Origin of the sequence: Azospirillum brasilense (assembly GCF_022023855.1) — a bacterium.
In the GTDB taxonomy this organism is placed as follows: domain Bacteria; phylum Pseudomonadota; class Alphaproteobacteria; order Azospirillales; family Azospirillaceae; genus Azospirillum; species Azospirillum brasilense_F.
Genome location: NZ_CP059452.1, coordinates 710,049 through 732,643, shown reverse-complemented (window position 1 = coordinate 732,643; position 22,595 = coordinate 710,049). Strand labels below are relative to the sequence as shown.

Here is a 22,595-nt window from a genome sequence, read left to right as displayed (position 1 = left end):
ATGGGCAGCGATCCCATCAGCCTCAACCAGAACGCCGACCTGCATCTCTACATGGACGGCGAGATGGAACCGGCCCGCCGCGCCGCCTTCGAGGCGCAGCTTGCCGCCAACCCGGCCCTGGCCGCCAAGCTGCACGAGTACCGGCACCAGCAGGAGATGCTGAAGCTCGGCCTCGACATGATGGCCGCCGTTTCGGTGCAAGATACCGAAACCTTGGCCGGGCGCCTGCGTTGGCGGCTGGACATGGACCGCTTCTCCCGGCGGGTCGCCCCGCTGGCCGCTGCCATGCTGCTGGTCATGGGGGGGTGGAGCCTGACCGTGTGGGTGCAGTCGGGCGGGGCCACCGGACCGCAGCTGGCCGGCGAGGTCGACGATGTCCCGGCCTTCGCCGACGAGGCGGCGGACGCCCATTCCAAGGCCGTCGCGCTCAACACGCTGCAGCCGGCCCCGCCCCAGACGAACGTCACACCCGTCCCGGTTCAGACCGCCCAGGTGCCGCTGCCGGAGGGCCGCGGCATGACGGTGGCGCTTCCCGCCATCGGTCCGGAACTGACCCTGATCCGGGCCAGCATCGTGCCATGGAACCATGGCACCGCTCTCCAGTTTCTCTACAGGGAACCGGATGGCGAACTGCTGACCCTGTTCGTCGCGTCCGGCGAGCCGGCGCAGGACGGCACGCTGCATACCGTCGTGCAGGACAGCCTGCGGCTCGTCTATTGGCGGGCCGGGCTGGTCGCCTACACCATCACCGGCAACAAGGCCGACGGCGATCTGCTGACCGTCGCCAAGAAGATGGCGGACAGCATCCGCCGATCCTGACACCGCTCCGCCCTGAAACCTTATCGGGCGGAGCCCCACCAAGCCTGTGGAGCCCAGCCATGAGCCTGTACACCGATCCGGACGAGCGGAACGGCCATCCGCTGGACATGATCGAAACCTTCGTCGCCCGCGAGCATTGGGAACCGATCCTGCGGCAGGCCGCCTTCAACGGCATGGTGCTGGGCGCGGTCACCCTGTTCCTGGGGCTGGACGCGCTGCCCGGCCTCGCGATCATCCACTTCATCACCTTCGCGTCGGGCATGGCCCAAGGCTTCCTGGCGCTGCGCCTGGAGGAGAGCGGACAGGACGAGGCCGCCGTCGCCGTGGGGCGCCGCTCCATGGCCGCCTTCACGCTGGCCTCGGTCACGCTGCTCCTTATGCCCTTCGCGGCCTGATCCGCGCAGAAGTCACGCGCTTGACCGGCCGTTCCGTGTCATGGTCCCCGTTCCGCCGGGGACCTCCCCCGGTCGGGGGTTTCAAGACGGGGAATGGGACAGCCGATGCGGGGCAGGCAGACACGCTCCGGGAGCCGGATGCAGATCCGTGCGCCCTATCTCGATCCGGTGCGTGTGGGGGAGACCTCGGGGAATCTGCGCTGCCGCTGCTGCGGGCGACCCGACGGGGTGGTCGTGCGCTGCCTGCCCGACGGACGCTGGTACGACGGGGCGGACGAGACGTGGCGTGACGGTCGCGGGCGCCGCGTGCCCTGGCCGGAGGCCACCGAATACGCTGCCACCACCGACATCCTGGTCAGCGTCGAGGCGCTGCGCATCACCCGCTCCGCGGTCGAGCGGGTCCGCCTGCTGTGCAACCGCTGCCGCCGGCTGGAGGGCGCCGTCCATGGCCGCGCCCGCGCCCGGATCAGCATCCTGCTGCGCCGGGCCATCGGCGACCTGTTCCTTGGCCGCTACGACGATCCCGCCGTTCTCACGGCGTTGGTCGACTTCTATCGCAAGGACGGCTGAGCGACGATCCGCGCCTCAGCCGGCGGTGTCCTCGGCCATCCCGCCGTCGAGCCGTGCCGCCAGCTCCCGTCGCGCCAGCAGTTCCGGCGCCACCGACGCCGCAGGAACCGTGGCGGGCAGGCGACCGTAGGCGCCAATGCCGAAGGCCCCGGCGTCGCCGACGATCCACTCCTCGGCGGGCGGCGGCACGGGCGTTTCGATTTTGCGGAACAGCGCCGCGGCGGAGGCCAGCGCGGAGGACGCGGTGAGCGGAATCGTGGAATTCGCGCGTTCGGTCCGGCCCTGCATGGCCAGGACTTCATCATGTGCATCGGACATCGGCCTCTCCCTCACCGCGTGACGAAGGGTAACAATGGAAGTGTGGCATGGAAGTCACGCTCCGTCCAATTGCACGAACGGATGAACCGCCGCCTGGACAACAGTCCGCCCCCACCGCCGGTTCATAAGCAATTAGGAGGAATACGATCCGGCTGAGCCGCGCAACCGTCCCGGCTGTTCAGACTGCGGCAGCGCAACGGAGAGAGACGGCTGACGCATGGGACGGTTCTTCCGCTGGACGGCGGCCCTGCTGCTTCTGGCCGCCGTGGGAGGGGCGGCGATGGTGGGAACGGGCGCGGTAACGGTTCCGCCCCGCTACGACCCCTGGGCGCCGCTGGACATCGGGGAGGTGCCGAACCTGCTGACCCGCCTCAAGCTGTCCCGGCTGGAGGGTGCGCGCCGGCAGTGCCACGCCGTTCTGGGCGACACGGGCCTGCGCTTCACTCCGGTGACCGACCGGCAGACCGGTCCGGGCTGCGGCCTGACCGATGCGGTGCAGGTCAGCCGCTCGGCGGTGGCCTTCAACAGCGGCTTCACGGTCACCTGCCCGCTCGCCGCCGCCTGGATGCTGTTCGAGACGCACACGCTCCAGCCGGCGGCGCAGCGGCATTTCGGCCAGCGCGTGGCGCGGGTGCGGCATCTGGGAAGCTACGCCTGCCGCAACGTCTACGGCCGGGCGGAGGGACGCCGCAGCGAGCACGCCACCGCCAACGCCCTCGACATCGCCGGATTCACGCTGGCCGACGGGACCACCATCGCCCTGCCCGGCGACTGGGCGCCGGCGGACGGACGTAAGGGGGCATTCCTGCGCGAGGTGCGCGACGGCGCCTGCGAGGTCTTCCGCGCGGTGCTGGGCCCCGACTACAACGAGGCCCACGGCGACCACTTCCACCTCGACATGGGGCCGTACCGCGTCTGCCGCTGAGGCACCGCCCGCCGGATCAGGCGCTGTGGTAGGCCAGCACGCCGTCGGCGCGTGTCTCGGTGCGCAGCTCGCCGCGCCCGACCATGTGGTTGAGGTGGGCCAGCGCCTCGCCGAAGGCGAAGCTCAACTGGTGCGAATCCAGCGCCCGGCGGAACAGCACCGGAACCAGTTCCTTGCAGCTCAGCGGCTTGGTGCGGCAGGCCTCGGCGATCTGCGCGCAGCGGTCGGCGTGGTGGGCCTCCAGCGCGCGGGTGCGGTGGTCCAGCCCGTAGAAGGGCAGCCGGTGACCGGACAGGACCAGCGCGTCCGCCGCCACCTCCTCCCGGATCGCGGCCAGCGACGACAGGTAGAGCCCCAGCGGGTCGGCCTTGGGCTGCATCGCCGAGACGCTGACGTTGGGGGAGATTCGCGCGATGACCTGATCGGCGGCGAGGAACAGCCGGTCGGCGGCACAATAGAGCATCGCCTGCTCCGGCGAGTGGCCGCCGCCGGTCAGGATGCGCCAGTCGCGCCCGCCCAGCCGCAGGGTCTGGCCGGGAATCATCCGCTCGAAGCTGGGGGCCAGCCCGGTCGTGCGGTTGAGGTAGCTGAGGCCGCGGCCGAGCATCTGCTGGATCTCGTCGGGCGACAGGCCCCCGGCTTGGTAGAAGGCGTCCTGCGCCTCCAGCGCCTGGGGATCACGCCCTTGTTGCAGCAGCTTGGCGTAGTAATACTCGCTCTGGGTCATGTGCAGCGGCGGGGCGAAACGCTCGTGCAGCCAGCCGGCCAGACCGACATGGTCGGGGTGGAAGTGGCTGACCACCAGCCGGACGATCGGCTTGCCGCCCAGCGGGCCGCCCAGCAGCCGGTCCCAGCACTCGCGGCTGACGTCGTCGCCCAGCCCGGTGTCGAACAGCGCCCAGCCGTCCCCCTCCTCGAAGAGGTAGAGGTTGACGTGGTCCAGCGCGTAGGGTAGCGGCAGGCGCAGCCACAGCACACCCGGCGCCACCTCCCTGACCGTTCCATTGTCCGGTGCTTCGGAAAGCGGATGGCGGATGAGTTCGGCGTCGTCTTTCACCCTGATGGTCCTCCTTGCGCTGCGGTGCCCCCGGCCTCTTGGCTACCCGTTGGTTCGCGTCCGGTCAACTATCCGCTAATAGAACATTCCGACCATTGACGCACTTCGTGTTTCGCTCCATGCCCGCTCCGCCGCGGGAGCATCGGGGGATTCGCGACGAATGGGCCGCGCAGCGGTTAACCAAAGGGCATTGCCAAAGGAGAATACCCGGATGACCACCGCAACGTTCAGGATCATCCGCCACGCCGACGGGCCGGTTTTCTTTGACGACCGGACGATCACACTCGCGGAGGCGCAGATCATCATCAACGACGCCATCGCGCGCGGCGATCTGGAGGTCGGGTCCTTCCTGCGCATCGACGACGAGGAGCTGGTGATCGAACGGGAGGTTGCGGAGTAGGCGGCGCGCCGCCCGACCCGCAACCCGTTCTTTTCGCCCCGTCAGCTCATCGCGACGAGGCTGGCGTTGCCGCCGGCAGCCGCGGTGTTGACGCTGACCGAGCGCTCGTTGAGCAGCAGGTCGAGGTCGTAGCCCTCGCCCCGCCCCGCCGCCAAAGCCTCGGCGCTCGCCGCCTGCACCAGCAGGATCGGGCCGGGAAGCTCCGTGACGCGCCGGTTGACGGCGGTCACGCGTTCGCGGTCGCCTTCCACCAGAACCGCGGCGAGCAGCCCGACGTCGCGCCAATCCGCCGTGGTCCGCACCCGCACGGCCAGCGCCGGGGGCAGGCCGCGCAGCAGCTCGGCCAGGTCCGGCGGGGCGTCCACCGCGGCGCTGTTGCCCGTCGCCAGGACCGCGCCGAGCTGGAGCAGCAGGCCCGTCCGCGTCTGCGGCAGCAGCAGGACGCGGCCCCGCCCATGCAGTTCATAGAGGTTGCGCTCGCCCACCGGGCCGTTCAGCTCCGCGCCGCCGCCGATGGCGCTGCGCGCCACGTAGCCGGCGCAGCGCGACGCCTCCGCCGTGAAGCCCTTGGCGCGCAGCCACTCGCCGTAGGCCAGCCCGGCCGCGCGTGCGGCGTCCGGCCCGCGAAACTCCAGCCAGCCCTTGGGGCGGCGGCTGAGCAGGCGGGAGAGGTAGAGCGGGCCGCCCGCCTTGGGGCCGGTGCCCGACAGGCCGTGGCCGCCGAAGGGCTGCACGCCGACCACCGCGCCGATGGTGTTGCGGTTGACGTAGACGTTGCCCGCGCCGATCCGCCCGGTAACCCGCTCGATGGTGGCGTCGATGCGGGTGTGCAAGCCGAAGGTCAGGCCGTAGCCGGTGGCGTTGATCGCATCGACCACCGCGTCGAGGTCGTCGCGGTGGAAGCGGACGACGTGCAGGACCGGGCCGAAGACCTCCCGCTCAAGCTCATGGATGCCGCCGATCTCGATCACCGTCGGGGCGATGAAGGTGCCGTCCGCCGTCTCGGCGGGCAGCGGCAGGAACTCCACATTGCGGCCCTTGGCGCGCATCGCCTCGATGTGGGCGGCGATGGTGGCGCGGGCCTCCTCGCTGATGACCGGGCCGACATCGACCGCCAGCCGGTCCGGGTTACCGATGCGCAGCTCCCGCATGGCGCCCTTCAGCATGGCGAGCGTGCGGTCGGCCACGTCCTCCTGCAGGCAGAGGATGCGCAGGGCGGAGCAGCGTTGGCCGGCGCTGTCGAAGGCCGACGCGATCACGTCGCCCACCACCTGCTCGGCCAGGGCGGAGCTGTCCACGATCATGGCGTTCTGGCCGCCGGTCTCGGCGATCAGCGGGATCGGCCCGCCGTCCGGCAGCAGGCGCCCGGCGAGCTGGCGCTGGATCAGCCGCGCCACCTCGGTGGAGCCGGTGAACATCACGCCGCGCACCGCCTCGTGCCCGACCAGGGCGGCGCCGACCTCGCCCGCGCCGGGGAGAAGCTGGAGCGCCCCGGCGGGGATGCCCGCGGCGTGCAGGATGCGCACGGCCTCGGCGGCGATCAGCGGGGTTTCCTCGGCCGGCTTCGCCAGCACCGGGTTGCCGGCGGCCAGCGCCGCGGCGATCTGGCCGGAGAAGATGGCGAGCGGGAAATTCCACGGGCTGATACAGACCACCGGACCCAGCGGGCGGTGGGTGGCGTTGTCGAAGCGGTCGCGCGCCTGCGCCCCGTAGTAGCGCAGGAAGTCGATGGCCTCCCGCACTTCCGCGATGGCGTTGGGCAGCGACTTGCCGGCCTCGCGGACGATCAGACCGAGCAGGGTCGGCATCCGCTCCTGCATCGTGTCGGCGGCACGGAACAGGCAGGCGGCGCGCTCCTCCGGCGGGGTGGCGGCCCAGGCGGGCGCCGCCGCGACGGCGTGGCCGAAGGCCTCCGCCACCAGGGCCTCGCTCGCCTCGGTCACCGTGCCGACCACGTCGCGGCGATCGGCCGGGTTGCGCACAGGCTGGGCCTGCCCCGCCCGCTCGCCGTCCGCCAGCAGCGGCGCGGCGGTCCAAGTCATTTCGGCGCTGGCCGACAGGGCGGCGGACAGGCGGGCCAGCTCCGTCTCGTCGGACAGGTCGATGCCGGCGGAGTTGGCCCGCTCCGGCGCGTAGAGGTTCCGCGGCAGGGCGATCAGCGCGTGCGGCGCGCCCAGCGGGGCGATGGCCTTGGCGACCGCCACAGGGTCGGCGACCAGCTCATCGACGGGGACCGCCGGGTCAGCGATGCGGTTGACGAAGGAGCTGTTGGCCCCGTTCTCCAGCAGGCGGCGGACCAGATAGGCCAGCAGCGTCTCGTGCGTGCCGACCGGCGCGTAGATGCGGCAGGGCCGCTTCAGCGGGCCGACGACCTCCTTGTAGAGCGGCTCGCCCATGCCGTGCAGGCACTGGAACTCGTACTTGCCGACCTGGAAGTCGCTGCCGGCCATCTCGTAGATGGTGGCGAGCGTCTGGGCATTGTGGGTGGCGAACTGCGGGAACACCGCGTCGGGGGCGGCCAGCAGCTTGCGGGCGCAGGCGACGTAGGAGACGTCGGTGTAGACCTTGCGCGTGTAGACCGGGAAGTCGGGCAGCCCGTCGAGCTGGGCGCGCTTGATCTCGCTGTCCCAATAGGCGCCCTTGACCAGACGGATCATCAGCCGGTGGCCGCTGCGCCGCGCCAGATCGACCAGGAAGTCGATGACGTAGGGGCAGCGCTTGCCGTAGGCCTGGACGACAAAGCCGATGCCGTTCCAGCCCGCCAGATCCGGGTCGAAGCACAGCGATTCCATCAGGTCGAGCGACAGCTCCAGCCGGTCGGCCTCCTCGGCGTCGATGTTCAGGCCGATGTCGTAGCCCTTGGCGAGCAGCGCCAGCGCCTTCACGCGTGGCAGCAGCTCGTCCATCACCCGGTCGGCCTGGGCGCGCGAATAGCGCGGGTGGATCGCCGACAGCTTGATGGAGATGCCCGGCCCCTCATAGACGCCGCGCCCGGCCGACGCCTTGCCGATGGCATGGATGGCGTTCTCGTAGTCGGCGTAGTAGCGCGCGGCGTCCTCCGCCGTCAGCGCCGCCTCGCCCAGCATGTCATAGGAATAGCGGAAGCCCTCGGCCTCCATCGGGCGGGCGTTGGTCAGCGCCTCCTGGATGGTCTGGCCGGTGACGAACTGTTCGCCCATCATGCGCATGGCGAAATCGACGCCGCGGCGGATCAGCGGCTCGCCGCCGCGCGCGATCAGGCGCGTCAGGGCGGAGGACAGCGCCTGCTCGCCGCCCGCCGAGGTCAGCTTGCCGGTGATCAGCAGACCCCAGGTGGCGGCGTTGACGAACATCGAGCCGCCCTTGCCGAGATGGGCCTGCCAGTCACCCCCGGCGATCTTGTCGCGGATCAGCGCGTCGCGCGTGGCGTGGTCGGGGATGCGCAGCAGCGCCTCCGCCAGACACATCAGCGCCATGCCTTCCTGGCTGGACAGGCTGTATTCGTGGATCAGCCCTTCGACGCCGCGGCCCCGCGGCTTGGCGCGCAGGGCGGTGATCAGCTTGCGGGCGGTCGCCGCCGCCGCGGTGATGACACCGGGCGGCAGTGACGCCTGCTCGAACAGGAAAGGCAGGCAGTCCGGCTCGGGCCGGCGGTAGGCGGCGGTGATCGCGGCGCGCAGCTCGGTCGCCGGACGGATCGGCGGGGCGAAATCCGCGAAGGGCGCCGCGCGGCCGGACGCGGCGGGCGGGATGGCGGTCCGGGTGTCGGCACGGGTGGCGGTCGGGTTGGTCATGCTGTTCATCAGTGTCGTCCGCTCGAATCCGCAGGCCGGGGGCGAGCCGGTCCTTGATGGTGAGGTGAAAGGGGTGTTTCTCAGGCTTTCGGGCCGGTTCCGCCCAGTTCGGCGGCACGCTGGGCCGCCGCGCGCAGGGTCGCGTTCAACAGACTCTGGAGGTGGTCATCGGCCATCAGCTTGGAAAGGCCGGCCGCCGTGGTCCCGCCGGGGGAGGTCACGCCGGCGCGAAGCTCGGCCGCCGACTGGCCGGTGGCACCCATCAGTGCCCCTGCCCCCTCGACCGTGGCGCGGGCCAGCCGTTCCGACACGTCGGCGGGCAGCCCCACCTCCACCCCGGCGCGGGTCAAACACTCCACGAGGTAGAAGACATAGGCGGGGCCGGAGCCGGACAGCGCCGTGGCGGCGTCGACCAGCATCTCGTCGGCCAACCACTCCAGGCTCCCGACCGCGGTCAGCAGGGACGCGGCGCGCGCCTTCCGCTCGGCCGGGCAGCCCGGCTCGGCCACCGCGACGGTGGCGCCGCGCCCGACCGCCGCCGGAAGGTTCGGCATCGCCCGCACGACGCTGCCTGCCGCCGGGAACAGACGGCGCAGGTTGGCCAGCGTCTTGCCCGCCATGATCGACAGCACCAGCGTGTGCGGCGCCAGCACCGCCCGCACGCCCGCAGCAGCGCTCTCCACCATCTGCGGCTTGACCGCAACCACGAGGGTATCAACCGCGGCGCCGTCCGCCGGATTCAAGCGGACGCCGGTCCGCGCGGCCAGTTCGACCAGATCCGGCGCAGGGCTAGGGTCGGCGACCGAAATGGCGGAGGCCGGCACGCCCTGCGCCAGCCAGCCGCGCAGCATGGCGCCGCCCATGCGTCCGGCACCCAGCAGAAGGATCGTACCGCCGCCCGGCGCCGATCCGGCACCGTCCATAGCATTGGGGTCAATGTCGAAGGTCACGGTGTCTCTCACCCGATCCAATTCGTCTTTTCAAAGCCGCGGCGTCCGCTTTGTTTTGCTTGTTCCACTGCGGCATCCGCAGACTATCGCGGAGTCCGCCGTGCCTCCATGGTTGTTTTTGCCTCAACGCCGCGATATCAACGGCCACAGGCGGCATGGAGCGCGAAAATGACGGAGCTTGATCGGACCGACCGGCGCATCCTGGCAATTTTGCAGATGGACGGGCGGATTTCCGCCGTGGATCTGGCGGAGCGGGTCGGCCTGTCGGCCACCACCGCCGGCGAGCGGATGCGGCGGTTGCTGAAGGACGGCTATGTGACGGGATTCACGGCGCGGCTCGATCCGCACCGGCTGGGCTTCGGGCTGATGGTGTTCGTCGAGGTGCTGCTCGACAAGACGACGCCCGACGTGTTCGACCGCTTCGCCCAGGCCATCCGACACGCGCCGGAGGTCCTGGAATGCCACATGGTGGCCGGCGGATTCGACTATCTGGTGAAGACGCGGGTGGCCGACATGGCGGCCTACCGGCGGTTCCTCGGGGATGTGCTTCTGTCGCTGCCCGGCGTCCGGGAAACCCGAACCTACGCGGTGATGGAGGAGGTCAAGAACGACGGCCCCCTCCCCCTCTGACGCCTGATCATATAAGGCGCCCGGTCACGACACCCGGACGGGGGCCACCGCAGAGCGGGCCGGAAGGACGACCCGTACCGTCGCGTGCAGCGTGGCCAAGCCCAGCACCGAGAGCGCCGTCAGGAAACCGGTCAGCAGAAGCGCCAGCGCCAGAAAGACCATCGTTTCCATGTCATACCTCCTTGCAAAGCATGGAGGGAAGGCTACGCCCGGACCGGCTTCGGCGGATTGACCCGAGTCAATGGATGGCCTGATTCCGAAAACGCCCTCCTTTTTGTCCGCATCCCCGCCATTCTTGGCTGCGCACCGCTCCGTTCAGTACCGCTGCCGCAGCGGGTGGCGCTGGCGCTTTTCCCACCGGTTGAAGCGCCGAACCATCGCGCCACCGGGGCGGATTGGCCTCACTGTGACCGGATTATCACGCATTTGAGATTTATTATCCTAAAATCGTCCCATTTAAGGCCACAGCGAAGTCGATAGTCTTAAGGGGTAAGCCAAAAGGCTAGAGCGCTAACCGAAAGGACGGGGACGCACCGACCGCGTGCCTGCCCCGCCGGCCACCAACCGCGGTGGCATCCCCACAAGGAAGAGAGTGCAGACCATGGACGATCTGGGTATCGACCTTCACCACCAGGATCTGACCGACCACACCAACTACGCTGGCGATTTCGGCGCCGACACGTCGCATCTGACCATCAGCGAGACCTCCGTGTCCACCGCCGATGGCTTCGCGACGCCGGCCTCCCTCCTCCAGGCGCAGGCCCTGCAGACCGCGCAGCCGCTGGCCCTGGCCGACGCCGCCGCGACCGCCGACAATGCGACGAAGATCGTCATCAACGCCGCCGGCAACGTGGCGGGCGGCGTCGCTCCGCACTTCAAGGTGATGGTGGACGGCAAGGTCATCGGCGAAGGCTCCGCCGGCACCACCGCCAAGGACTTCACCTTCAACGCCAACGTCACGGCGGATCAGGCCCACAAGATCCAGATCCAGTACGACAACGACGGCTTCGTGAACGGCCAGGACCGCAACCTGATCGTCAACAAGATCACCATCAACGGGCACGCGCTCGACGCGGCCGATCCGTCGGTTACCTATGACAAGGGGGCGCTCGACGGCAAGGACGTGGTCAAGGGCCAGTCCGGCATGTGGTGGAACGGCACGCTGGTCGTCGCCGCGCCGAAGGACTTCTTCCCCGCCGCGACCGCCGAAGCGGTGACGGGCGCCACGAAGATCGTCGTCAACGCCGCCGGCAACGTGGCGGGCGGCGTCGCCCCGCACTTCAAGGTGATGGTGGACGGCAAGGTGATCGGCGAAGGCTCCGCCGGTACCACCGCCAAGGACTTCACCTTCAACGCCGACATCGCCGCCGGTCAGGCCCACAAGGTCCAGATCCAGTACGACAACGACGGCTTCGTGAACGGCCAGGACCGCAACCTGATCGTCAACAAGATCACCATCAACGGCAACGCGGTCAACCCGACCGACGCCTCCGTCACCTACGACAAGGGCGCGCTGGACGGCAAGGACGTGGTGAAGGGCCAGTCCGGCATGTGGTGGGACGGCACGCTCGTCGTCGCCGCTCCGAAGGAGTTCTTCCCCTCCTCGACCACAACGCCCACCACGCCGACGACGCCCACCACCCCCACGACTCCGACCACCCCGACCACGCCCACCACGCCGACGGCCCCGCCCGCTCCGACGAATCCGGGCGGCACGTCGGATTATCCGGCGACCCCGCCCTCGCAGGTCTTCTACGTCGACGCGACGCACGGCAACGACAGCAACTCCGGCAACAACCCGAACCAGGCCTGGAAGTCGCTGGCCAAGGTGAACGCCACCAGCTTCGCCGCCGGCTCGCTGGTCCTGTTCGAACGCGGCGAGACGTGGACCGACAGCCTGCTGGTCTCGACCTCCGGCACCTCCGACAAGCCGATCATCTACGGCGCCTACGGCACCGGCGCCGACCCGATCATCAAGGCCAAGAGCGGCGCCAGCTACGCCGTCAGCCTGAACAACAAGGACAACATCACGTTCGACAACCTGACGATGACAGGTTCGAACGACACCGGCCTGCTGCTCAACGGCGGGGCCAACAACGTGAAGGTCACCAACTCCCAGATCCTGGACAACCGCGGTTCGGGCGTGGTGATCAGCGGGACCTCCAACAACCTGCGCATCGATCACTCCACGATCGACGGCAACGGCGGCTACGGCCTCGTCCACTATTCCGCCGACAATGCCAACCAGTACTTCACCAACAACATCATCAGCGACAACGGCTGGCGCACCGATGCGGTGTATTCGGGCTGGAACGGCCGCATCCTGAGCGGCGAGATCGCCGGCAACACGATCTTCAACAACGGCAGCGGCGGCGGCGACGGCCGGTCGCACGGCCTGTACCACGACCACAGCCAGGCCAACAGCACGCTGAAGATCCACGACAACGTGATCTATTCGAACCCGCGCGGCGCCGGCATCCTCGCCAAGTCGAGCACCGAGATCTACAACAACACGATCTACGGCAACTCGAACGTCGGCATCTCGATCGGCCAGAACCAGGGCACCAACGTCACCTACAAGATCTACGGCAACGAGATCTTCAACAACAACGGCGGCATCCTGGAGCACCTGAAGGGCAGCGGGTCGATCACGCTGAGCCTGTACGACAACACCTTCTACAACAACAACGGTCGTGCGGCGATCAACATCGCCGACAGCATCAAGCAGACGGTGACCAACAACACCATCTCCTCGGTCTCCAAGGCCAACCCGATCATCTGACGATCGGCGGTTCCGCCCCTTTGGCAACGTCCGCGCCCGGCCAGTCTCTGGCCGGGCGTTGGCATGTCGGGGCGGCGTGTCCGACGGAGCGTTTCCAGGAGAGCGTTTCCGGCTTCCGCTCGCGACACAAAACGGCAATAATCGAAAGCACAGTCCCGCCGGCGGCTCTGCTTTCGCCTCTATTTCTTGTGCGCCGCACAATAAGGCCTGCCTTAGCGGAGTGATGAAGACCGAACGCCACCCCCGTTCGCCGCCTTTTCATGACGATCAGCCGTTATTTCTCCGCAGTGCGCGCGGCATCCCCCACTTTCTCCCAAATCGACCAAAGTGGCAGACGGCTTTCCCTTTGGGACGCTGCGAAGGGGATATTTATCTTGCACTTTATGTAGGTTTACCCGCCTTCCGCCCTTTGATAGCGTCCACAGACCTATTCCGTGCCTATGCGTGCATCGGCACCGGCCGATACGACGGCCAGGGGTGCCCTAGTCCGGGATGCGGACCGGAGGGAGACCCCTACAGAACCGACCAGGAAAGGGACGAGACAGGGCAAGAACGGCACTGACAACGACGACAAGGACGGGACGGCTGGCGCCACACAAGCGCCCGACCGACGGCCACCGGGGAAGGAACGCCGAAACCGCTTCCGCGCGCGTGCCACGGGAGCGGGGCTCTGGGCGGCACGCACACGCCTCCATTCCCAGGGCCGCGGTGTCCGTGGTCATGGCCATAGGGCGCCCCCTTCGCGGGGAGACACCCGATGGCCGGACCGCCGGACGCCGTCCGCGTCGCCACGACAAGAGGGGTGGAGACCAGGTATGAATCACATGAGCGGACCGAGGGACGGTCGGGACACTCAATCGATCAGCGTGCTTATGGCCACCTACGCGGGCGAGAAGGCGGATAACCTTCAGGCCGCGCTGGAGAGCGTCTATACACAGACGCTTCTCCCGCGTGAATGCGTGCTGGTGGTCGATGGACGGATCGGGGAGGAGCAGGAAAAGGTCATCGCCCGCTATCAGGCGTCCAACGCCTGCCGGCTTGTGGTGGTGCGGCGGCGCAACCAGGGGGGCTTGGCCCGCGCGCTGAACGACGGTCTGCAATATTGCACGGGCTATCTGGTGGCCCGCATGGACAGCGACGACATCTGCCTGCCCCACCGCTTCGAGACGCAGGCGCGCGCCTTCGCCGAGCAGGGGTCGCTGGACGCATCGTTCTCCTGGCACGCGGAGTTCGAACAGGACCCCGGTGCCATCACTTGCGTGAAGCGCAGCCCGGAGACGCACGAAGAGATCAGCCAGGGCATGAAATGGCACTGCGTCCTGTCGCACCCCACCATGATGGTGCGGCGACGGGCGCTGACCGCCATTGGCGGCTACCGCTCCTGCTTCGGGAATCTGGAGGACTACGACCTGTATGTCCGCCTGCTTCAGGCCGGGGCGCGCATGGAAACGGTGCAGGAGGCGCTTCTCCTCTTCCGCACCAGCATGGCCCAGCGCGTCCGGCGCGGCGGGTTGCGCTACGCCGTCAACGAATGGGCCTTCCGGGTGTGGTGCTGGCGGTCGGGCTTCCTGACCAATTCGGAATTCCTGGCGACGGCCTCGCTTCAGATCGGGTTCCGGCTGACTCCGCCGGGCCTGAAGAGGATGCTGTACCGCTTGGTCCGCACGCCGACCGAGGCGCAGGCCATGACCCGGATCCACAGCGCCATGATTCAGCCCAAGCGCCTCGCTCCCGATGGCGCGGACGCTCTCTGACCCTCTGCCCTCTGACCCTTCCGTGGGAGGATTTGATGAGCGTTGCCGACGTGATTTCCGGTGGCGGGTTGGGTCGGCGGCTCCGGTGGACGGACGCGCTGCGCAACCCGCTGGGAACCGCCTGCCATCACGCCTACGGCAGCCCGGTGCTGGCCGTCGTTTACCACGCCGTCTGCGACACGGTGCCGGACCATCTGAAGCACATCTACCGGCCCCGCACGCCGAAGGAATTCACGAAGGATCTTGATTTCCTCCTGAAGCATTTCGAGCCGACGGACCTGCCCACGGTCACCGGGTCGGCCATGGGCGGACCGGAGATCCGCCGCCCGTCGCTGCTGGTCACCTTCGACGACGGCATGCGCGAGGTCGCGGAGGTCGCGATGCCGATCCTGCGCCGCAAGGGCATCCGTCCGGCGCTGTACCTGAACCTGAACTTCCTCGACAACAAGACGCTCTTCTACCGGCACAAGGCGAGCCTTCTGGCGGAGCGGCTGAGCCGGCTGGCGGAGGCTGATCCGCGCCGCGCCGTCTGCGCCGCCACCCTGGCGCGGGCGGGCGCCGTCGCCGCCAACCCCGCCGCGGGCGTCATGAAGGTGAGTTGGCACCAGCGCGCCGTGCTGGACGAGATCGCCACCGTGCTGGAGTTTGACACGGCCGGCTTCCTGGCGGACGAGAAGCCCTATCTGACGCGCGACGAGATCGCCGACCTGATGGCGGAGGGGGTGTCGATCGGCGCCCATGGGTTCGACCATCCCAACCACCGCCTGCTGACGGCGGAGCAGCGGAAGGAGGAGGTGACGGGCAGCGTCGCCGGCATCCGGGAGCTGTTCGGCCCCGGTTGCGGCTCCTTCGCCTTTCCCTATTCCGACGAGGGCCTGCCCGAGGCGCTGTTCGGGGAACTGTACGACGAAGGGGTCGACGTCACCTTCGGCACTTCCTGGCCGCGCCGCGGCGGTCCGCAGCGGCGGATTCAGCGGATCTGCTTTGAGAACGGTCCGGCGCCCGCGAAGCAGCAGCTGGTCAAGCGTCTGCTGCGCGGCGGTGCCGGCAACATGAAGCGCGCCCTCGCCGGCTGAGCGGTCCGGCCTATGAAACGCTCCCTCTCCCGTTGCGGGGGAGGGAGTTCTTGCCGTTGGCATAGGCATTACAGGCGATGACCGCGCAGCAATTCCAAAGAGAAGTCCTATTCCTCCCTTTGGAATGCCCCCTTATCGTGCGCTGATCGCTTAAGCGTGATCCCTTTTCATTTCCCTTTATTTGTCCGCGGCGTAACACAAAATACCGCAATAGGAACACGCTGCGGATTTGGTCGCTGGTTCCCCCGCCTATCAGGCCCCCCGCGAGGAGATCGCTATGATCGAGCAAGCCACGCCGGCCAGCCCGAACCTGCTGGGTGGAGTTGTGGACGTCATGCCGACGGACGCCGCCCCGAAGGCGACGGACCGCGTCGTCCCCCCCTTGCTCGATCTCCAGCGGGCCGGCTGGGCCTTGCTGTGCACCGGCTGTGCTTTGGCGGCCTGGGGCCTCGCCTATGCGCTGATCCGCGTCGCTTTGTAAGGCCGCGCGAGACAGACCCATGGATTACCTGCCCCCACCTCCCCCCGCCATCGAGCGTCCCGCCCCAGCCGTCGCTGCTCGTCAGCGCGCGACGGACCGCTGAGGATGCACCGGTCTTTTACGTCGATGCCACGGACGGCGACGACCGTCGGTCGGGCCGCGGCCCGAAGGAGGCGTGGAAATCGCTGGAGAAGGTGAACGCCACAACCTTCCCGCCGGGAAGCCGCGTGCTGTTCGAGCGCGGGGAGAGCTGGCGCGGCAGCCTCCTGGCATCCTCCTCCGGCACGACCGACCGGCCGGTCACCTACGGCGCCTATCAAGGGCGACGCCCCGGTGATCGACGCGCGGGGCGCCTCGGTCGCGGTCAGCCTGAACGGGCGGACGAACGTCGCCTTCGACGGGCTGAGCATCACCGGCGCGGCCGACACCGGCCTGCTGCTCGGGCCGCGGGCGCGCAACGTGTCGGTGACGAACGTGACGGTCGCGGGCAACGGCGGCTCCGGAATCGTCGTTCAGGGGACTTCCGACGGGCTGCGGATCGACGGATCGGCCATCACCGGCAACGGCGCCTATGGAATCGTGCATTACGCGGCGGACAACACCGACCAGATCATCACGCGCAACACCATCGCCGACAACGGCTGGCGCAAGGACGGCGGCGTCTATTCCGGGTGGAACGGGCGCATCCTGACCGGCGAGGTCGCCCACAACCGGGTCTTCAACAACGGCGTCAACGGCGGCGAAGGCCGCTCCCACGGCCTCTACCACGACCAGGGGCAGGCGGGCAGCGCGCTGAAGATCCACGACAACCTGATTCACGACAACCCGCGCGGCGCCGGCATCCTGGCGAAGTCCAGCACCGAGATCTATCGCAACGTCATCTTCCGCAACGCCGACGCGGGCCTCTCGCTCGGCCAGAACCGCGGGATCGACGTGACCTACCGGGTCTACGACAACGAGTTCTACGACAACAACGGCGGCGTCCTGCAGCACCAGAAGGGCAACGGCTCGATCACGCTGGAGCTGCGCGACAACGTCTTCCACCGCAACGGCAAGCGGGCCGCCATCATCATCGCCGACAGCATCGGCAAGACCGTCACCGGCAACCGGGTCAGCAACGACGCCAGAGCAGAAACCGGAACCCGGACCGGGACCACCACTAACCAGCCAACGGGAGGAACCGTGCAGGAAGCGTCCGGAATGCGGCCGGAATCCGTGCGCTGACCTCGGCCCCGACGTCCGCGGGCGAGCCGCGGGCCGGGAAAGGGACGGCGCGTTCGAACAAGGGGGGGCATGTGAGCACCAGCAGCAGCACCGTCGGTCAGTCGATCACCGACCGGCTGAAGAAAACCGTTTTCCGTTTCGACGCTTCCGACACGGGGGAGCTGCGCGGCTTCCAGCGCAAGATGTTCGGGGAACGGGTCTGGCAGGTGGACGAGGCCTACAACCGCTGGCTCTTCGACGAGGTGCCCGACCGGGACGCGGACGGGCCGCAAGTCTGGGTGTGCAAGCGGCAGGGACAGATCGTCGGCCAGCAATGCGGGATTCCCTTCCGCCTGAAGGCGCGGGACCGGGAAATCCCGGCCTCCTGGGCCAACAGCCTGATGGTCCTGCCGGAATGGCGGATGCGCGGCGCCTTCACGCCCCTGGCGGAAGCGCAGCTCGACAGCCGTCCTCTGGCGATGGCCATCCACATTTCCGATTCCGCCTACAAGGCCTACAGCAAGGCCGGCTGGATCGACATCGGCGCCCTGCCCGCCTACGTCTTCCCGCTGGACACGCGGCGCTGCCTGGAAGCGTCCTCGCTTCAGGGCCGCATGCGGACCATCGGGACGATCGCCGGGCCGGCCCTGCACGGCGCGCGGATCGGCGGCCACCTGCTGAGCCGGGCGACCGGCGCGCGGTTCGAGGAGATCGGGCGGTTCGACGGGCGGGCCGACGCCATCTGGCGGCGCGCCTCCCCGCATTATCCGCTGATCGCGTTGCGCGACCTGACGCATCTGCGTTGGCGCTACGACGCGATTCCCTGCGCCTCGGACTACCGCCGCTTCATCCTGACGCGCGGGGGCGAGCCGCTGGGCTACGTGGTCCTGCGCCGCGAGACCTGGCGCAAGGAGCCCTGCCTCGCCATCGTGGATTACCTGTGCGAGCCGAAGTGGCTATGGGTCCTGCTCAGCCACACGCTGCGCATCGCCGCGACGGAGCGCGCGACCGCCCTGATCTGCCGGACGCTGAACAGGCGGGCGGAGCGGACCTTCCTCGCCATGGGCATGATGAAGGTGCCCGACCGCGTGGGCTTCCCGGTGCGGGTGATGGCGCACGCCGGGCCGGACGCCGGCATCGACCGCGACGCGTTCGCCGACCGCGGCAACTGGCTGCTGACCATGGGCGACGGCGACGCCAGCTTCCTGATGCACAACACGCTGCCCGAGACCACCGGGCTGCAACCGGAGGGAGTCGCCGTCCAGGGATGACCGCGGTGCGAAGGAGCCGTCCGGCCGCCGACGCGCCGGTCAGGCTCCTTTCGTCTATTCTGCGGGTGGTTACTCAAAAGGGGTTAATGAAGCGCCTTTCGGGAAGGTCATCCCTAAAGTCTCACAAGAAAGGTCACCCGATCAACTGACGGTGGTTCGGCCTTTTACGACGTTTACGGCTGCCACTTTTTCTATCACGATTGCTGGGTGCTTAGACAAAGCAGCCTAATGTATTCGGTGAGAGGAAACGCCGATCGATCAGTCTAATGAACAGCAAAAGCCAAGGCCCGATGTCAGAACCGGACCTTGGCTTCGGTTTTGTGTCGGTGAAATTGATCTCTGCAATACAGCGCGAATAACGGTGAAACCTCTACGAACAAGAGAGTCGGAAAAGGAGACGTCTTATGTCGAGCAATGAGTTTGCCGACCTGTTGGTGAGCGGGGGTTCGGTCGGCACGTCCGGCATTCCGGAAGCTCTGGCGACGCTGGAGTCGAAGATCGCGGCGGGCACCGCCAGCGTCGGCGTCATCGGCCTGGGTTACGTCGGCCTGCCTCTGGCGCGGCTGTTCGCGCGGGCCGGCTTCTCGGTGACGGGCTTCGACATCGATCCGGAAAAGGTCGCCAGCCTGAACGGTGGCACCTCCTACATCGGCACCGTGTCGACCGACGAGGTCCGCGGGATGCTGGAGGAGGGCCGCTTCACGGCCACGGCGAACTTCCAGTCGCTGGCCGACATGGACGCCATCGTCATCTGCGTGCCGACGCCGCTGACTCGCAACCGCGAGCCGGACATGAGCTGCATCGAGGTCACCACCCGGCAGATCGCCCAGGTGTTGCGCCCCGGCCAGCTGATCGTCCTCGAATCGACCACCTACCCCGGCACGACGCGCGAGGTGGTGCGCCCGATCCTGGAGAAGACCGGCCTCAACAGCGGCACGGATTTCCTGCTGGCCTTCTCGCCGGAGCGCGAGGATCCCGGCAACGAGACCTTCACCACCGCCCGCATCCCGAAGATCGTCGGCGGTGAGGACCCCAACGCGCTGCGCATCGCCTGCTCGATGTACGGCCGCGCGCTGGAGCGCGTGATACCGGTCTCGTCGCTTGAAGCGGCCGAGGCGGTGAAGCTGACCGAGAACATCTTCCGCTGCGTCAACATCGCGCTCGTCAACGAGCTGAAGGTCGTCTACGACGCGATGGGCATCGACGTGTGGGAAGTGATCGAGGGCGCCAAGACGAAGCCCTTCGGCTACATGCCCTTCTACCCCGGCCCCGGCCTGGGCGGTCACTGCATCCCGATCGACCCCTTCTACCTGACCTGGAAGGCCCGCGAGTTCGACGTCGCCACCCGCTTCATCGAGCTGGCCGGCGAGATCAACACCCGCATGCCGCATTACGTGGTGGAGCGGCTGTCACAGGCCATGGACTCCAAGCTGGGCCGCGCGCTGCGCGGGTCGCGCATCCTCGTGCTGGGCGTCGCCTACAAGAAGAACATCGAGGACATGCGCGAAAGCCCGGCGCTGAAGATCATCGATCTTCTCCAGGACCGCGGCTGCGAGGTCTTCTACTACGACCCGCATGTGCCGGAGCTTCCGGAGACGCGCCGTCTCGCCCGCATGGCCGGCACGCCGTCGGTCGCGCTGGAGGACATCCGGGACGGCGCCTTCGACGCCGCGATCCTGTGCACCGACCACGACTCTTTCGATCTGAAGGCCTTCCTGGACGGGCTGCCGCTGATCGTCGACACCCGCAACGCCTTCGGCAAGGCGGGCATCGTCGACGAGAAGATCGTGAAGGGCTGACCGCCGGCCTGGACCCTAACCGACCGATCCTCAGGAGAATGGGATGGCCGCGTACACTCATGTAGACGGAGCCCTGGGGTCCGAAGCCAGCACGCGGGAGGTCGCGCTCCGCGACCTCCTTCAGGTGCTGCGCCGGCGCCGGAGCACGATCATCGCCAGCGTTCTGTGCTGCACCGCGCTGGCCACCACCGGTGCCCTGCTCTATGAGCCGCGGTTCACCAGCCAGGCCGTGCTCATCATCGACCCGCGCACGACGGAGGTCACGGACATCAACGCCGTGATCTCCAACCTCCCGCGCGAGGCGGCGGCGATCCGGACCGAAATCGACATGATCACCTCCAGCGCCACCGCCGCCAAGGTGGTGGACCGGCTGGGGCTGGTCCATGACCCGGAGTTCAACGGCGCCATCGAGCGGCCTTCGGCCATCGACCGGGCCATCGCCGGGATCAACGACACCGTCGGCTACGACCTGTCGCCGCTGCGCCAGCAGATCACCGGCTACCTGAACTCCGCCGGCATCGGCGTGAAGGAGCCGACGTCGCCGGAGAAGGAGCGCGCCGCGGTCATCGCCGACGTTCGCCGCGGCCTGTCGGCGACCAGCGACGCCCAGTCCTACACCATCCTCGTCTCCTTCAAGGCGAAGGAGGCGGAGAAAGCGGCCCGCATCGCCAACGCCTTCGTGGACGAGTATCTGCGCGACCAGCTCCAGACCAAGAAGGATGTCAACCAGCAAGCCAACAAGTGGCTGGAGGACCGCATCAACGAGCTGCGCGCCCAGGTCGAGGTGTCGGACAAGGCGGTGCAGGACTACCGCGCGCAGCAGGGCCTCGTGCTCGGCGGCACCGGCGGCGAGACCTTCCTGTCGCAGCAGCTGGCCGAGCTGAACCGCGCCCTGGTCGTCGCCCAGACGGAGCGCGGCCGGGCGGAGGCGCGGGCGCAGAACGCCCGGATCGTCGCGCGCAGCCCGACCGAGGGCAACGCGGCCGAGGTGCTCGGCTCGCCGCTGATCCAGCGGCTGGGCGAGGAGGAGTCGGGCATCGCGCGCCGGCTGGCCGAGTACCGCACCCGCTACGGCGACCAGCATCCGGCGGTGCAGGCCTACGTCAACCAGTTGACGAACCTGCGCCAGAAGATGCGCGAGGAAGCCACCAAGATCATGGCGGTCATCAACAACGAGGTCGAGATCGCCCGCGCCCGCGAGCGCGAGCTTGAGGCCGCGCTGAAGAAGCTGACCGCCGAGACCGCCGGCGAACTGGGCGCCAACGTCCGTCTGGCCCAGCTGCAGCGCGAGGCCGACGCCAACCGCCGCGTCTATGAAGGTCTGCTCCAGCGTCTCGTCGAAACGCGCGAGCAGGACGACCTTCAGCAGCGCGACGCCCGCGTCGTGTCCTTGGCGGAACCGCCGCTGGAGCCGTCAACGCCGGGCAAGAAGCTGTTCGTCGGCGGCGGTCTGGCCGTGGGCCTGCTGATCGGCATGTTCCTGGCCTTCCTGCGCGACCATCTGAACAAGACCTTCCGCAACACCCAGCATGTGGAGGAGACGATCGGCGTGCCGGCCATCGGGCTGGTGCCGTCCCTGCCGCATCACAAGAACGCCAAGCCGGAGGACTATGTCCTCGACCGTCCGCGGTCGGAGTACAGCGAGGCGGTGCGCGCCATCGGCGTGTCGCTCTACGCCCGCGGCGCCCTGAACACCGGCAGCGTGGTGATGGTCACCTCCGCCGTTCCCGGCGAGGGCAAGACCACCGTCTGCCTGACCCTGGCGCGCATGCTGGCGGCGTCCGGCCGGCGGGTCCTGCTGCTGGAATGCGACCTGCGCTGCCCGCGCATCGGGAACGTGCTGGGCGACAACGCCCCGAGCGACCTGAGCGACCTGATCGTCGGCAAGGCGGAATGGCAGGACGTGGTCCAGGTGGACGGCCGCAGCGGCCTGCACTACGTCGTCGGCCGCCCGCATTGCGACCACCCGCAGGAGCTTCTGGGGTCGGAGAAGCTGGCGAGCATCATCAAGTTCGCCTCGCTCGAATACGACTGCGTCATCCTCGACACCCCGCCCATGGCGGTCGTGGCGGACGCGGGCGTGCTGACCCGGTCGGCGACGGAATGCCTGTTCGTGGTGCGCTGGGAGCAGACGCCGCGCGCCGTCGTCCAGCGGGCCATCGACCGGCTGACCGAGCTGGGCCGCGACGTGACCAGCGTCGTGCTGAGCCGGGTGGACCTGAAGAAGCTGGCCCGGACCGACGCGTCGGAAGAGGCCTACGGCATGAACGAGGCGCGCCGCTACTACACGCGCTGACCATGACGTGACGGCGGAAACGCCCGGCGCCCCGGCGGCCGGGCGTTTCCGTACCCCAAGGGACGAGTTGGTCCTGGGGGTTCATCGGGGGAACAG

At 68.5% G+C, this 22,595-nt stretch carries 19 protein-coding genes; 14 read left to right on the top strand and 5 right to left on the bottom strand.

Annotated elements, in window-relative coordinates; all coding sequences use genetic code 11:
• The 3 genes from H1Q64_RS29665 to H1Q64_RS29655 all read left to right on the top strand — a co-directional run bounded on the left by H1Q64_RS29665 (position 1) and on the right by H1Q64_RS29655 (position 1,784).
• Positions 1-819, top strand: a complete 819-nt coding sequence (locus H1Q64_RS29665; RefSeq protein ID WP_237907452.1) for an anti-sigma factor family protein — start codon at positions 1-3, stop codon at positions 817-819.
• A 59-nt stretch (positions 820-878) separates the two neighbouring features.
• On the top strand, positions 879-1,214 hold the full coding sequence (locus H1Q64_RS29660) for a hypothetical protein (protein ID WP_237907451.1): 336 nt from the start codon (positions 879-881) through the stop codon (positions 1,212-1,214).
• 138 nt (positions 1,215-1,352) lie between these two features.
• The gene (locus H1Q64_RS29655; RefSeq protein WP_237907450.1) at positions 1,353-1,784 is read left to right on the top strand and encodes a hypothetical protein; all 432 of its coding nucleotides are present in this window, start codon (positions 1,353-1,355) and stop codon (positions 1,782-1,784) included.
• Positions 1,785-1,799: 15 nt separating this feature from the next.
• On the opposite strand, the gene H1Q64_RS29650 is transcribed toward H1Q64_RS29655, so the two are convergent.
• Positions 1,800-2,102, bottom strand: a complete 303-nt coding sequence (locus tag H1Q64_RS29650) for a hypothetical protein (protein ID WP_237907449.1) — start codon at positions 2,100-2,102, stop codon at positions 1,800-1,802.
• Between the two features lie 217 nt (positions 2,103-2,319).
• On the opposite strand from H1Q64_RS29650, the gene H1Q64_RS29645 reads away from it, so the two are divergent.
• Positions 2,320-3,027 carry an extensin family protein gene (locus tag H1Q64_RS29645; RefSeq protein ID WP_237907448.1) on the top strand — a complete coding sequence of 236 codons (708 nt, stop codon included), beginning with the start codon at positions 2,320-2,322 and terminating at the stop codon, positions 3,025-3,027.
• Positions 3,028-3,043: 16 nt separating this feature from the next.
• Here the strand turns inward: H1Q64_RS29645 and H1Q64_RS29640 are convergent, their stop codons facing one another.
• Positions 3,044-4,084 (bottom strand): MBL fold metallo-hydrolase, encoded by a 1,041-nt coding sequence (locus tag H1Q64_RS29640; protein WP_237907447.1) that lies wholly within the window; start codon positions 4,082-4,084, stop codon positions 3,044-3,046.
• Positions 4,085-4,295: 211 nt separating this feature from the next.
• Between H1Q64_RS29640 and H1Q64_RS29635 the strand changes: the two genes are divergently transcribed.
• The gene (locus tag H1Q64_RS29635) at positions 4,296-4,484 is read left to right on the top strand and encodes a hypothetical protein (RefSeq protein ID WP_237907446.1); all 189 of its coding nucleotides are present in this window, start codon (positions 4,296-4,298) and stop codon (positions 4,482-4,484) included.
• A 41-nt stretch (positions 4,485-4,525) separates the two neighbouring features.
• Here the strand turns inward: H1Q64_RS29635 and putA are convergent, their stop codons facing one another.
• Positions 4,526-8,266, bottom strand: a complete 3,741-nt coding sequence (putA, locus tag H1Q64_RS29630) for a trifunctional transcriptional regulator/proline dehydrogenase/L-glutamate gamma-semialdehyde dehydrogenase (protein ID WP_237907445.1) — start codon at positions 8,264-8,266, stop codon at positions 4,526-4,528.
• A 71-nt stretch (positions 8,267-8,337) separates the two neighbouring features.
• Positions 8,338-9,180 (bottom strand): pyrroline-5-carboxylate reductase, encoded by an 843-nt coding sequence (gene proC, locus H1Q64_RS29625; RefSeq protein WP_237907729.1) that lies wholly within the window; start codon positions 9,178-9,180, stop codon positions 8,338-8,340.
• 195 nt (positions 9,181-9,375) lie between these two features.
• On the opposite strand from proC, the gene H1Q64_RS29620 reads away from it, so the two are divergent.
• Positions 9,376-9,837, top strand: coding sequence for an Lrp/AsnC ligand binding domain-containing protein (locus H1Q64_RS29620; RefSeq protein WP_035679469.1), 462 nt, complete (start codon positions 9,376-9,378; stop codon positions 9,835-9,837).
• A gap of 24 nt (positions 9,838-9,861) precedes the next feature.
• Here H1Q64_RS29620 and H1Q64_RS29615 read toward each other — a convergent pair whose 3' ends face one another.
• Positions 9,862-10,008, bottom strand: coding sequence for a hypothetical protein (locus H1Q64_RS29615; RefSeq protein ID WP_237907444.1), 147 nt, complete (start codon positions 10,006-10,008; stop codon positions 9,862-9,864).
• 430 nt (positions 10,009-10,438) lie between these two features.
• Between H1Q64_RS29615 and H1Q64_RS29610 the strand changes: the two genes are divergently transcribed.
• The 8 genes from H1Q64_RS29610 to H1Q64_RS29575 all read left to right on the top strand — a co-directional run bounded on the left by H1Q64_RS29610 (position 10,439) and on the right by H1Q64_RS29575 (position 22,499).
• Entirely contained in the window at positions 10,439-12,619 is a 2,181-nt protein-coding gene (locus H1Q64_RS29610) for a carbohydrate-binding domain-containing protein (protein WP_237907443.1), read from the top strand.
• Positions 12,620-13,491: 872 nt separating this feature from the next.
• Positions 13,492-14,373, top strand: a complete 882-nt coding sequence (locus H1Q64_RS29605; RefSeq protein WP_237907442.1) for a glycosyltransferase — start codon at positions 13,492-13,494, stop codon at positions 14,371-14,373.
• A 35-nt stretch (positions 14,374-14,408) separates the two neighbouring features.
• Complete coding sequence (locus H1Q64_RS29600) at positions 14,409-15,449, top strand: polysaccharide deacetylase family protein (protein WP_237907441.1); 1,041 nt, start codon at positions 14,409-14,411, stop codon at positions 15,447-15,449.
• A 277-nt stretch (positions 15,450-15,726) separates the two neighbouring features.
• Positions 15,727-15,930 carry a hypothetical protein gene (locus H1Q64_RS29595; protein ID WP_237907440.1) on the top strand — a complete coding sequence of 68 codons (204 nt, stop codon included), beginning with the start codon at positions 15,727-15,729 and terminating at the stop codon, positions 15,928-15,930.
• Between the two features lie 333 nt (positions 15,931-16,263).
• Positions 16,264-17,154 (top strand): right-handed parallel beta-helix repeat-containing protein, encoded by an 891-nt coding sequence (locus H1Q64_RS29590; protein WP_237907439.1) that lies wholly within the window; start codon positions 16,264-16,266, stop codon positions 17,152-17,154.
• Between the two features lie 71 nt (positions 17,155-17,225).
• Positions 17,226-18,404 (top strand): GNAT family N-acetyltransferase, encoded by a 1,179-nt coding sequence (locus H1Q64_RS29585; protein WP_237907438.1) that lies wholly within the window; start codon positions 17,226-17,228, stop codon positions 18,402-18,404.
• 404 nt (positions 18,405-18,808) lie between these two features.
• Complete coding sequence (locus H1Q64_RS29580) at positions 18,809-20,203, top strand: nucleotide sugar dehydrogenase (RefSeq protein ID WP_237907437.1); 1,395 nt, start codon at positions 18,809-18,811, stop codon at positions 20,201-20,203.
• Positions 20,204-20,246: 43 nt separating this feature from the next.
• Positions 20,247-22,499: a GumC family protein gene (locus H1Q64_RS29575; RefSeq protein ID WP_237907436.1), complete on the top strand. Its 2,253-nt coding sequence runs from the start codon at positions 20,247-20,249 to the stop codon at positions 22,497-22,499.
• Positions 22,500-22,595 lie beyond the last annotated feature (96 nt).